13 protein-coding genes are annotated in these 12,756 nt (G+C 35.8%); 6 read left to right on the top strand and 7 right to left on the bottom strand.

What is annotated here, in order from left to right:
* Positions 1-160 precede the first annotated feature (160 nt).
* Positions 161-247 (top strand): cytochrome b6-f complex subunit PetN, encoded by an 87-nt coding sequence (gene petN / locus ACIR310F_RS24450; protein WP_013189847.1) that lies wholly within the window; start codon positions 161-163, stop codon positions 245-247.
* A 7-nt stretch (positions 248-254) separates the two neighbouring features.
* On the top strand, positions 255-416 hold the full coding sequence (locus ACIR310F_RS26285; protein ID WP_196803227.1) for a hypothetical protein: 162 nt from the start codon (positions 255-257) through the stop codon (positions 414-416).
* A gap of 313 nt (positions 417-729) precedes the next feature.
* Here ACIR310F_RS26285 and ACIR310F_RS0116360 read toward each other — a convergent pair whose 3' ends face one another.
* From ACIR310F_RS0116360 to ACIR310F_RS0116370, 3 genes are all read right to left on the bottom strand, one after another.
* Positions 730-972 carry a DUF4327 family protein gene (locus ACIR310F_RS0116360; RefSeq protein WP_028084760.1) on the bottom strand — a complete coding sequence of 81 codons (243 nt, stop codon included), beginning with the start codon at positions 970-972 and terminating at the stop codon, positions 730-732.
* A gap of 492 nt (positions 973-1,464) precedes the next feature.
* Entirely contained in the window at positions 1,465-1,866 is a 402-nt protein-coding gene (gene rbfA / locus ACIR310F_RS0116365) for a 30S ribosome-binding factor RbfA (protein WP_028084761.1), read from the bottom strand.
* Positions 1,867-1,990: 124 nt separating this feature from the next.
* Positions 1,991-2,197 carry a DUF751 family protein gene (locus ACIR310F_RS0116370; RefSeq protein ID WP_028084762.1) on the bottom strand — a complete coding sequence of 69 codons (207 nt, stop codon included), beginning with the start codon at positions 2,195-2,197 and terminating at the stop codon, positions 1,991-1,993.
* A gap of 154 nt (positions 2,198-2,351) precedes the next feature.
* Between ACIR310F_RS0116370 and ACIR310F_RS0116375 the strand changes: the two genes are divergently transcribed.
* The gene (locus ACIR310F_RS0116375) at positions 2,352-3,179 is read left to right on the top strand and encodes a DNA adenine methylase (RefSeq protein WP_028084763.1); all 828 of its coding nucleotides are present in this window, start codon (positions 2,352-2,354) and stop codon (positions 3,177-3,179) included.
* 306 nt (positions 3,180-3,485) lie between these two features.
* On the opposite strand, the gene ACIR310F_RS0116380 is transcribed toward ACIR310F_RS0116375, so the two are convergent.
* Together ACIR310F_RS0116380 and ACIR310F_RS0116385 are read right to left on the bottom strand one after the other, a co-directional pair.
* On the bottom strand, positions 3,486-4,706 hold the full coding sequence (locus tag ACIR310F_RS0116380; RefSeq protein WP_028084764.1) for a HetZ-related protein: 1,221 nt from the start codon (positions 4,704-4,706) through the stop codon (positions 3,486-3,488).
* 407 nt (positions 4,707-5,113) lie between these two features.
* The gene (locus ACIR310F_RS0116385; protein WP_028084765.1) at positions 5,114-5,785 is read right to left on the bottom strand and encodes an L-threonylcarbamoyladenylate synthase; all 672 of its coding nucleotides are present in this window, start codon (positions 5,783-5,785) and stop codon (positions 5,114-5,116) included.
* Between the two features lie 114 nt (positions 5,786-5,899).
* Here ACIR310F_RS0116385 and larC point away from each other — a divergent pair, with 114 nt between their 5' ends.
* Positions 5,900-7,177, top strand: a complete 1,278-nt coding sequence (gene larC / locus ACIR310F_RS0116390; protein ID WP_028084766.1) for a nickel pincer cofactor biosynthesis protein LarC — start codon at positions 5,900-5,902, stop codon at positions 7,175-7,177.
* A 317-nt stretch (positions 7,178-7,494) separates the two neighbouring features.
* Entirely contained in the window at positions 7,495-8,403 is a 909-nt protein-coding gene (locus ACIR310F_RS0116395; protein ID WP_028084767.1) for a lysylphosphatidylglycerol synthase domain-containing protein, read from the top strand.
* A gap of 203 nt (positions 8,404-8,606) precedes the next feature.
* Here the strand turns inward: ACIR310F_RS0116395 and ACIR310F_RS0116400 are convergent, their stop codons facing one another.
* Positions 8,607-9,989, bottom strand: a complete 1,383-nt coding sequence (locus ACIR310F_RS0116400; RefSeq protein WP_028084768.1) for an NB-ARC domain-containing protein — start codon at positions 9,987-9,989, stop codon at positions 8,607-8,609.
* Between the two features lie 421 nt (positions 9,990-10,410).
* On the opposite strand from ACIR310F_RS0116400, the gene ACIR310F_RS0116405 reads away from it, so the two are divergent.
* Positions 10,411-11,481, top strand: a complete 1,071-nt coding sequence (locus ACIR310F_RS0116405; RefSeq protein ID WP_028084769.1) for a radical SAM protein — start codon at positions 10,411-10,413, stop codon at positions 11,479-11,481.
* On the opposite strand, the gene ACIR310F_RS24455 is transcribed toward ACIR310F_RS0116405, so the two are convergent.
* The gene (locus ACIR310F_RS24455; protein WP_071604838.1) at positions 11,478-12,620 is read right to left on the bottom strand and encodes an IS4 family transposase; all 1,143 of its coding nucleotides are present in this window, start codon (positions 12,618-12,620) and stop codon (positions 11,478-11,480) included. The genes ACIR310F_RS0116405 and ACIR310F_RS24455 overlap by 4 nt on opposite strands.
* Positions 12,621-12,756: the final 136 nt, after the last annotated feature.

Here is a 12,756-nt window from a genome sequence, read left to right on the forward strand (position 1 = left end):
AATCAGAGAGCGAACTATCAGCAATTGACACTGTTTGACCTTGGTTAACTACGTTAGTTGTGTATCCCAAACCTGCTATCAATATAGTTAATGAATCAACCCCGTTTTCCCAGTATGATAAATATGAGAGACCTTTTGTAATTATTTGAAAAGTAGAACTATGATTTTGACACTGGGTTGGGTATCACTGTTAGTTGTGTTTACTTGGTCGATTTCTATGGTAGTTTGGGGACGCAACGGACTATAGAGGAATCGTGGAAAGTCCATTTTTGGGTATTTTAGCCTTATTTGGCGTAGTGCTGCTAGTAGGAGTCACTGGTGGTGTTGTTTACCTAACATTAGCAGATTGGCGCGATCGTCGTCGTTTTGAAGACGAAACCCGCCAAACTCGACGTAGCACTGGCAAGGGAAAATAATGCTATTACGGCATATATAGCTGTATTTTGCGTTAAACATTGTTTATGTAGGGATAAAAGCTAATCCTATCCCTGCATAATCTATATTTATTGTTAAAATAAATCCCCTCACTAAAAGCAAAAGTCGCTTAAAAGCGACTAATAATAATTCTATTTTTCTTCCTCTCTGCGCCTTTGCGCCTCTGCGTGAGAGAACCATTTCAGAAATACCCAGTAGCAAATCAATTAAAAGAAAAAAATATACTTGCCTGTAGCCAGAAACTACAAACAAGTACAGTTAAAAATAACAGCAGTTTATTAAATAAAGACTAGATTAATCGTTATCCCATTCTTCGCGGCCGATTAAATCACCGATCCGATCGCGGAGTAAAAAATCACATTTTTCTAATTCACATTCAACGCAAACCCACTCTCTAGCAGGTATAAATTGGCAAAGTGTATATATTGGTTGCTGACGGCCAACCATTCCCCTTTCTACCAGTCGACGGGCTTCGTCCTGGATAACATTCAGAGAATAGTAATTGTAATTGATAGAAGCCACTGTATTTACAGTCATGGTTTTTTACTCACAAAATTACATTTAGAAAACGTTCCCATTATTCAGTAGGAACTAGGAACAAAGATGGCAATAATTAAACCTGTATCCAGGGTTTTGTAGTTTGCTATACGGAACTATTATCATTTTGACGTTATGCACTACTAAATTATCTAAAGAAATGTTAAATCTGTCAAGAAAATATGACATTTATGGTATTTGAATTTCATATTTTCACGATAAAAGCAGCTAATTTTACTATTCAAAGCTAAATATTTCCATTTTCAACAACTTCCACATTAATCTATGAAAAAACTATTAAAACTATACTGGACTTGTTCTGACCTTAACTGTACTAATTTAGGTGTATTTATCGTATTTGACATCTACCCCAGGATACAGGATCTACAACACCTATAATTCTTTAAAAATAGGGAATAGAGAATCCCTATCTTAATAGTTCCAGAACAACCAATAATTTCAAGATTTCTTTATATTTCCGTCAGATGGGAATTATTCAACCATTTCTTCTGCGGCCTCATCTATACTTGTTGATAATGTCCGTTGCTGCTGAAGTTGGTTTAATAAACTCAGCACTTTAGTGCCTCTTTCTATAGACCTATCTTCAACAAATAGCACTTCTGGAGTGCGCCGTAATCTAATTCTCGCCCCAAGTTCGCTGCGGACGTAACCTGTAGCTGATTTTAAACCTGCCATTGTTTCCGCCTTAGCTTCCTGAGTCCCATAAATACTGACAAAAATTGTGGCGTGTTGCAGATCCCCAGAAACATCCACATCAGTGACACTCACCATTCCCGTACCCACACGGTCATCTTTAATGCCGTTGAGTAGCATTTGGCTAACTTCCCGTTTAATTAATTCAGCAACGCGGGAAACGCGGCGATTTGTAGCCATATAAATTCCGCCTTTTCACAAAGTTTTGATAACATGATTCTAAATGTAAGTTAAAGTGGACTGTGCTTGATGTGATTAAATCAAGAGTAAAAGTCCAATAGACTAAAACTTTTTTGTTCCCAGTCTAGACTGTATTTAAACCCAACATAGCCCGGAGGGTAAGGGTGACGAAAAAAAGACCACCAGCAAAAAAGCCTAAAATAGCAATCAGTGTCACAGGACGTTTCAACAGAGGAAACAGCGGCTCAAAAGTGTTGAGAAAAATACCTAAGACTATACTAACCAAGTACCGAGGGTAGCGGAAGACGTTATCCCAAAATCCATCAAACATTTGAATTTAAACCGCCTTGTGATATAATGCAAGTCTGTTTTTGTGTTCTTTACCTACTCTGATTATAATATATAACCATCATATCCTAGAGAGCGGAAACGAACAAGGAATAGATAACTGAGATTAATTTGGTTTTTATTTTAACAGTAAGTAGATGGTAAGTCAAATTCCTCAACAAATTTACCCACGGCCATTTTTAAAGTGGGCTGGGGGTAAAACTAGATTAATTTCGCAATATAAAGACTATTTTCCTAAACATTACGAAACTTACTATGAACCATTTTTAGGTGGTGGAGCAGTTTTTTTCTATTTGCAGCCATTTAAAGCGGTTTTAACTGATATTAATGCAGATTTAATTCTCACTTATCGGTGCGTTAGAGATAATTTGGGAGAGTTAATAACTCTGTTGCAACATCATCAAATCAGGCATAATTCAGATTATTATTATGATGCAAGAAATCATCATGGTGGCACAGATTTAGAAAAAGCGGCTCGGTTTATTTATCTGAATAAAACCTGTTTTAATGGACTTTATCGAGTTAATTCTCAGGGTAAATTTAATGTTCCTGTGGGAAAATACAAAAATCCTGGTATTTGTCAGGAAGAAGTTTTAAAATTAGCGTCGTTTGCACTCAAGAACGTAGAAATTAAACAAGGGAATTTTGATGAGGTTTTAAATTATCCAATTGGTAGTAATGACTTTGTTTATTTTGATCCCCCCTATTATCCTCTAAATAGAACTAGCAATTTTACAGCTTATAGTAATTTTTGTTTTGATGAGCATCAACAAATAAAACTGAGGGATATTTTTATTAAATTAGCTGATAAAGGTGTAAAAATCATGCTATCTAATTCTGATTGTCCATTTATTCGTGACCTTTATGCTGGGTTTAATATTCATACTGTATTAGCAGCAAGGTCAATTAATTCTCATGGTCAAAAACGAGGGAAAATAAATGAATTATTAGTAACTTCTTATTAAATTAAGATTGTAGGTTGGGTAGAACAAAGTGAAACCCACCTGCGTCCGTTTGAAAACTTTAATTCTGTCTTAGTCCACACTGTTGGACTTTGTTTAGTAGCGATTTATAATTTACAGCAACTCCCAGTGTTATCAGGTACATATCTAGCGGGCAGGATGCCCGCACCACAAGAGTTTCATGATTCAACTTTGTACCTCATCAGAGCGGAAAACGCTGTATAATCGCCGGCAACTTTTCAAATATCCTCTAACATTTACATGATTTTGTTGGGTTTCCTTGCGTCAACCCAACCTACTGAATTAAATTTAATTGCTCTTAGATTCAGCATGACCATTACGAATAGACCATGCTAGTTCTAGCATTTGGGTCCAGCGTTTTTGGAGTTGTTTAGGAGTACATTGAACAGCTTTAGAGATAAGTGAATCACTTTGACAAGCAGTTTTCAACTCAAAAATTTGTTGTTGTTGTGGTGTGAGTTGATGCCAAAAAGTATCCCATTGCTGAGAAGATAGACCTAACTTGTGTTCCAAACCAGCGCCCAACCATTGATGAACTAATTGCCATTGATGCTGTTTAGCGAACTTCTCAACGTGATACTTAAATCTTTGTTGTAAATAATCGCGTTGACGACTAGTTAAACCGAGAATTTGGTCAATTTCTGGTGCAGAGAGATCCTGAAGTTTAAGAGTCAGATAATCCATACAATCAGATTGTCCTTGAGACTCCAGATATTTCATCAATTCCGTAATTACTCGATTGCGTTCCGACTCTTCCGAAGGGTCAAAACCAGGTTTAGCAATCATTTGTGAGCGAATTTGCTGCACAGCGACATTACGCTGATAAGATTCCGCTTCTTCCGTTTTCGCAGAATCTACAGCCATTTCAATATCTACAGTAGTTTCTTGAGGTTGACGACGGGCAAAACCTTGAGCGCGTAAAACAATTAACTGTTGATTAGCGCCACCTGGTAAATTAATCCGGCGTTTGGCATACTGTTCTGTAAAAGCCATATACTCAGCCACTTGTAACTGAGTCCGGGGGGTGTAATCTTCAGGTAATTCAGTTTCCCGACGAAAAGCTTTAATAGCTTCGATATAGAAAGCCTGTAAAAAATCTTCAATGAGATTGTAACGAGCGTCAAAACCTAAATCTGAGCCGGCAACAGCAACGTGACGATAAACAATAGCCCCCAAACTACTATGTAATTCAACTCGTCCTTGTCTAGAACCGAGTTGGTAGTAACGCAGGCACTTTTGTAAACGATGTCTTCCTAAAGTAATTTGCCAAGACTGAATTTGTCCTGAATTTTGGATACGGGAGCTTTTATCGCATATCCGTTCTACTTCCTTGGCTATGCGCCCGACGACATCTTGCACACCAATAGATGTAGCTTTAACTTGAGATTGCATTTCCTGGGATAAAAGTTGCACCAATGTATTGGTATTCACAACAGACAATTCTTCCAGAGAAATATAGCTATTAAAAGCAGATGTAGAATTAGGCAGATTGGCGATATTAGCTTTCATGACTTTTCTGTAAAATTGGTATTGCACCTTAACTCAAATGCAGATACAGTATTTAAGAGCAGTCACGCCAGTGAGAACCTTTGAGTATTCTTGCTGTGAAGATTCACCACCTGGACGGCTGATATGTAAACACTGTAGGAAATTTCCCAAGTTAAGGGCTTGTTAATTGTGTCGCTTTGTTTTTAGTAACTAAATCAAAGATGGCATAATAGATATTCACTTTGAGGACAAATCGCCAAAAGGTTAGTCATGGTAAAATTGGCCGATAGCCTGCGTAGCGTAGCCATAATTTCATGAATTGGGATTACAGTGCCAGGAAGGATAACAATTTCCAAATTGGAGTCAGGTGATCATAAATTAGCGCAACCGATTCCAAAACCAAGGGTTGTACTTGTCAAGCTTTAACCTTAAACCCAAGTAGCTACGGCTTCCCAACCTAAACCTCTCCGAATAATAACTGGTTCTTCGTCTGTTAAATCTAAAATGGTAGACACTTGATACGTCGGCTCTTGGGCCGTATCAATGATAATATCCACCAGTTTATCTAAATGGTCATATAAATCTACCCGTGACAGTATTGGTTGTACTCCGTCTCCATTTATTTCCTCATTTTCGTCATTTTCGTCATTTGCGCTTTGGCCTTGAGCCGAAGTTGAAATAATCGGGTTTCCTAAGGCAGCCAGTAATGCCAAGCAAACATTATGATTTGGCACTCTAATTCCTGTGGTTTTGCGTTTGGGATTTTGTACTAGTCGCGGTACTAATTTGGTAGCAGGGAGCAAAAATGTGTATGGACCTGGTATTAACCGCTTCATAATCCGGTAGGCTGTATCACTTACGAAGGCATAAGTAGCCACATTGGAAAGTGAGGGACATAAAAATGTCAGGGGTTTATCATTTGCTAACTGTTTAATTTGCCGCACTCTTTCCACCGCCGACTTGGCATTCAAATCACAACCAATTGCATAAACTGTATCAGTAGGGTAGAGCATAATAGCGCCACCTAATAGCGCCAACTTTATTTCCTCTATTCGGCGACTTTGAGGATTATCAGGATGAATGGTGAATATTTTGGCCATAATGATGATTGGTAATGGGTAATGGGTAATTGGCTAATGACAACTGACAACAAACAACTGACAATTAACAACGAACAACTGACAACGAACAACTGACAATTAACAAATAAATTTATGAATAAAATTGCTTATTTTCAATGTCCAACAGGGGTTGCTGGGGATATGTGTTTAGGGGCATTAGTTAGTTTAGGTGTGCCTGTGGAGTATTTAGTAGAAAAACTCAATAGTTTGGGAATTGAGCCAGAATACCGACTGTGGGCAGAATTTGTCCACCGGCAAACTCAAGAGGCGACTAAAGTTCATGTTGATTTATTAGATCATCACCATCATAACCATGAACATGATCACCACCATGGCCGTCATTTACCAGAAATAGAGAAGATGATTCTCAATGGCAAATTACCAAAGCGGGCAGAAGCTTGGAGTTTAGCTGTTTTCCGACGTTTGGCAATAGCTGAGGGGGCTGTTCATGGCATTGCACCGGAAAAAGTTCATTTTCATGAAGTAGGTGCTGTAGATGCGATTGTGGATATTGTTGGTACTTGCTTAGGATTGGATTGGTTGGGTATTGACAGCAATCAGCAGGGCTTTCCCTTGCTATACTGTTCTGCTTTCCCTACGGGGGGTGGTACTGTTCATGCAGCCCATGGACGAATGGCAGTACCAGTACCAGCGGTGTTAAAATTGTGGGAAATGCGGGGTTGTCCAGTTTATAGCAATGGTATTGATAGAGAACTGGTAACACCGACGGGGGCCGCAATTACTACTACCTTAGTGCAGGACTTTGGTTCACCGCCACCAATGACTATCAAACAGGTAGGATTAGGGGCGGGTTCTTTAGATTTACCCATTCCTAATATACTACGGCTTTGGTTTGGTGAAAGCGAATCTTTACAGATTGATAATTGTGATTTTGTGGAACATTCCCCCAATTTGGAAACCGTTACCGTATTAAAAACTCAAATAGATGACTTAAATCCCCAAGTATTCGGTTATTTATTTGAGGCTTTATTTACTGCTGGGGCGCTGGATGTTTTTACCCAACCGATAGGAATGAAAAAATCTCGTCCTGGAATTTTGTTAACTGTGATTTGTCATCCAGATAAACTAGATAATTGTCAAGCAGTATTATTTCGAGAAACCAGCACTTTAGGGATTCGTCGCACTACTGAACAACGCTCAATTTTACAAAGAGAAATGCAAAAAGTGGACACTATTTATGGGACAATATCGGTAAAAGTTGCTTGGGGAGGAAAAGGCACAGAAAAGGTAATTACAAATGTCCAGCCTGAATATGAAGATTGTGCAGTTTTAGCACAACAAAATAATATTCCTTGGCGGGAAATTCATCGTTTAGCCTTAGAAAGTTGGTATTTAAAATATCAAAATTAACAAGGTATCTACAATTCAATAGAAAATGGGCGGGCTAGAAGCCCACCCCACAAGAGTAATATACAAAATGGGCGGGCTAGAAGCCCACCCCACAAGAGTAATATATATTATTGTGGGTATTGTGCCTTAAATACAAAATGGGCGGGCTAGAAGCCCACCCCACAAGAGTAATATATATTATTGTGGGTATTGTGCCTTAAATACAAAATGGGCGGGCTAGAAGCCCACCCCACAGGATTAATATATATTATTGTGGGTATTGCGCCTAGGTTCAAAAATACGCAATTTTACATATTTCCAATATTCACAAATCAAAAATGAAAAAAACTTTCCGGTGGTTGATTTTAGGGGGAACGCTGTTTTTTTTATTAAAAGCCTGCAAAGATAATTGGTTAGGAGTTAGTGCTATTCGGATTAATATCACCGCCTGGTTAATATTAGGTACTGCTACGAGTGTAACTTTACTGGCACATATTTGGGCGGGTTGGATTTGGACTTTGGTGCTAAGGGAGTTAAATCAATCTGTATCATCCATTGAGTTTATTCAAGTTTATTTAAAAACGAATATTGCTAAATATTTACCTGGGAATGTCTGGCATTATTATGGACGAATTATGGCGGCGAAAAATGCTAATATTCCTACTAATATTGCTACTTTGAGTGTTTTACTAGAACCACTATTAATGTTAGCAGCAGCATTAATTATTATTCTTTTATTCGCTAGTCAAATTGTTGTAAATAATTGGAAAATTAATTTAGTTATGCTGCAATTATTGGGTTTAATAATTGTTTTGGGTATACTTCATCCTCGATTTTTAAATCCAACCATTCAACTTTTAGACAGGTGGAAAAATAAAAAATCTCACCCAGAAAACCAGTTAATAGATAGTTTTATAGTTAAAAACTATCCCCTAAAAGCCTTATTAGGGGAAATAGTTTTTTTAGGGTTGCGTGCTTCTGGATTTATTTTAACTATAATGGCGTTAACTTCTGTAAATTGGGAGCAAATACCCTTATTAGTGGGAGCGTTTAGTTGTGCTTGGGTATTGGGGTTAGTTATTCCTGGTGCGCCTGGTGGTTTGGGTGTGTTTGAAACCACAGCTATATTACTGTTACAATATCATTTTCCTGCGGCTTTAGTAATTAGTGCGATCGCTCTTTATCGTCTCATTAGTATCTTAGCAGAAACCACCGGAGCAGCCTTAGCTTGGTTATTGGAAAAGTAGGGGTGAACTGCCGTTCACCCCTACTCCTCTGTGGTTCGTTATTTTCCGACTTGTGGGTAAGTTCTCAAAAAAATCCCAGCGCTGCTGTAGCTATTTTCCTTATAGCCATTACCATTAAAGTGAAGTACAAGGAGTAATATTGAACGCAGATAAACGCAGATAATTTTGGCTCTTCATTAGATTGGGAAACGCTAGCTATATTATCAAACAAGAAGTTTTAAATATTCTCTCCATACGGATGAAAGATGAAATGATTTTTGATGATGTTCTAATTTGGTTAATAAATATCTTCTAGTTAATGATTGTAACCCGTTAATTATATCCATTGATGATAATGATAAAGACTCTTTTATTTCATCTCTCGATAGGGGTTGATGATTTTGAGCAATTTTCAATAAAATTTGTTTTTCTACATCAGTTAATTTATTCCAAGTTAAATCAATTTGACTTTTAATATTTTCTGTTAAAATTAAACAATTTTCTTGCATAAATTCGGCAACTTCACCCTGAAATATATCTTGAATTAAAATACTGATATGTTGTAAATATCTAGGATGACTTTCGTATAACTTAATTAAGTCTAACCAAAGTTCCTCATTTTTCAACCCTTGAGTGTTTAATATCTCTGTAGCTCCATTATCTAATCCTGATAATTCTAAGGAATGAATCGGGTAAAGTTCACTATCTAAAGATATCATTTCTTGGCATTTTTCTTGACTAATCAAAATTACACAACTTTGATGTTCAACTTCTGTGATCATTTGTAGAAAGGTTTGATAATTTTGATGTTCAGTTTGATATTGTCCTGCATATTGTTGAGGTGTAAATATTTCTTCTAGGTTGTCGAAAACAATTAAACAGCGTTTTTGATTGAATAATTCTAAGGATTGATTTAATAATTTGTTGGTATTTATATTTTTATCATTTTCGTTTAATTCTGTGAAAATTTCTGTAAGAATAGAGTTTAAAGAATTAGATAATTTAAGATTTTTCCAGATCATTGCATCAAAGGGTAGAGGGTGAGTATCAATGAAGTGTTTAACAAGAGAGGTTTTACCAATACCGGAAATTCCTAAGATGGAAATTAAGCGAATGTTGGGGTTTTCTATCCATGCAGATAGTGTTGATAGTTCGTTGGTGTGTCCGTAGAAATGGGTAATTTTTGGAGATTGTTTGAGGTTTGTGTAAGTTGTTTTTTCTAAAAATTCTGGGTTATTATTGTCTATTTTATGCTGTTCAGAGGTATTTAGGCATAAACTCACATGATGGTTTATTAGTCCTAATACTTGCTGTGAGGAATTATGTAATTTACTTAATCTGTTAAATGAATTTCGTATTCTTTCAATAGTTGCACGGAAATTAGATTTATTAACATCTTCTCCTAATTGTTCTGATAAAATTTGCCATAATTTATAACCCACATCTCTAACTCTACTTTCACTATGATTACAATCATCGGCAATTTTACTATAAGTCTGACCTTCCCAAACACCTTTAATTACTGCTTCCTGAAGATCATCTAAATGTTTTCCAGTTTGTGCTAACACTAGCTGATCTGCGAATTGTAAAACTTCTGTAATGTTCATATAAATCATGTGGGATAAGGCTTCTCTCAATTATAAACCACTCTGACACAATAATTCACGATATTTTAGGACACTAATTTAATAGTTTATTTATAAAGAACAGGACTAAATAAGTTTTTTTAGTATGGAAGAGATTTGAATGCAGGATTAAAGTTAAATTAAGCTCTAAATCAAGGATATGTATTATGAACGAGCAAAAGAAAGAAAGTGTCAAATTAATCAAATTGTCTAAAGAAGAAATCAAGACCCCACAGCAGGATCATTCATTTATGAATCGCGCTACTTGTCAACGTCGTAGCTAGTTATTAATGCCTATCATTACTAGATCAATCTAAACATTCAGCAATTATTGATGCTAGTTTTGATAGGCAAAAAACTGGTGTAAATTAATTCAATTATTGTATTTGAAGGAGTAATCATCATGTTAACTACCAATTACCAGAAGTCTCAGTATTGCCACATAGTTAATGGAGAAAATGATAAATTTTTTATCTATCATTCTCTTTTTAATAAACCTAGAGAAGTAACATCATCTATTGTTGAGTTCTTAAATTTCTTTGAAAAACCTAAAACATTAGAAGATGCCAATAAAGTTTTTGGAAATGATATATATGAAGTTTTTAAAAGTCTAGAAAAATTATATTTACTGATTCCTAATAATTTCAATGAAATTTCGGTTATTGAATCATTGCAAAAAGATTTTTTAAAAGAATTGGAAAAAGGTACTCAAATAAGCAGACTTGAGTTAGCTATTAGTAATGCGTGCAATTTTGGATGTCAACACTGTATGCACTTCTTAAATAATGAAGTACCGAGTAGAATTTCTCCTGAATTAAATATGAGTGCTGAAATAGCTAAAGCAAGTATTGATAAATTTGTCGAGAAAGTTCGTGCTAGTGGCAACAATTTTGTGAGAGTTCATTTTGGAAATGGTGAACCACTTATTAATTGGAAAGTTTTACTTTTCTGTCTTGAATATTGTGAATCAATTAATGATATTAAATTTAGCTATGCAATTAACACAAATCTTAGTTTATTAACCAAAGATAGAGCAAAAATTTTAAAGAAATATAATGTTAAAATATCAACATCCCTGGATGGAGTGGGTAAAGTCAATGACTTAATTAGAGTTGATTGCCAAGGTCAAGGAACATTTGATAAAATTATCAGCAAAATAAATTTACTTCAATCAATAGACTATCCTATTGATGGCTTTTCAGTAACTGTCACTGATGCAAACTATGATTTCATTAATGAAGATGTGATTGATTTTGCTAAATCTATAGGAGTAAAAGATGTATCAATGGATTTTGATCTAGTCAGATCAATTCATACTTCTGTGGAAGATTGTGTTAATAAAATTATAACACTAAGACGCTATGCTCATCAAAAGGGATTAAACTTTTATGGTACATGGGAAACTCCATATCGAATTTTAATGTCTAATTCTTGGTTATCTACTCCTCACTTCAGGTGGCGACAAAGGGGCTAGAGAGGTTGCTGGATAAGCATGACAGCCCTCAGTCCTTGCTGATAAAATAGCATTTTATTGGTAACCAATGCCATCATTTCCAAGACCAAATCTTGACACTCATTCATAGAAACTATCCAACTAGAACCATACAAACCTATCCAAAAAGCACTATGTCTTCTTCTGTTTCTTTTCTGTTCTGTAGGACGACAAACATAAGATTGTTGTCTTTGAGATTGAGTTTTTTGACCTTGTAAGTATGCCGAAGTCATTGCCAAAGCAATCAATAAAATTATCCGCACAAGTCTATCAGGAGAAGCTTGAGAACCCTCTAAATTATAACCTCCAGTTTTACAATCTTTAAACATAGCTTCAATCCCAAAACGTTGATTATATATTTTGATACTTGCGGAAATATCAGTGAGATTGGTGGCTAAATACAAAGGTTCTTTTTCTTGCTTACCGCGATATTTTCGTTTCCAATAAACAGCTAAATTACAACGACCAAAACCTTTTTCTTGTGTAAGATGAACATTTTCATAAAATCTCCGACCTCCCGGATAAACTGGAATTGTACTTAGTGCTTGGAATTTTCGTCTCTTCTCTCGAAATGTGGTATCTTTTTTTTGTCTGAATATATACTTCAACCCCTGACTATGTAACCATTTCCTTAATTCAGCACCATGAAATTCTCTATCGCCACTAATCACTAATTGATAACGTTTCAATAACCTAATTACCGGACGTAATACTTTTTGTTGTTCTTGAAGGTTACTACAACCATCTTTATCTAGGAGACACCAATATACTGGTAATGCTCTTTTTTGATAAATGACACTTACCATCAGAATATTATTTTTTTTCCATTGTGTTCTGTCTATACCAATAATCAATTGGGAAAGTGGTTTAAATAAGCGTGCTAAAATTACTTCAATGATGGGAAACCATGACAGAACTACACTCAATTCATGAGAGTTTAAAAATCTTTGTATATGGCGACGACGGCTATTTTCTTGTATTGGTAATGGCAAGTTCGCTGCTAATCTTTCTATTGTGACTTCTTTTTGTGTTTGAAGTACCCACACCAGCATTTTTAGGGTGATTAACTGTGTTTTACTCAGGTATTTTTCCAGGATTTCTTGATCAAATGATGGTAGCATTTATTTTTGTAGTCTTGTTATTTTGACGAGACCATTCTTTTCTACCATTAAACTGCACACTCTAAACATCTGGTTAATAGCTGTATATCCTTGTCAATTAGCACCAAATTTTTTCACAGGGTCTATCACCTCAAAC

The sequence above is a fragment of the Dolichospermum circinale AWQC310F genome (assembly GCF_000426925.1).
GTDB classification, from domain to species: Bacteria; Cyanobacteriota; Cyanobacteriia; order Cyanobacteriales; family Nostocaceae; genus Dolichospermum; species Dolichospermum circinale.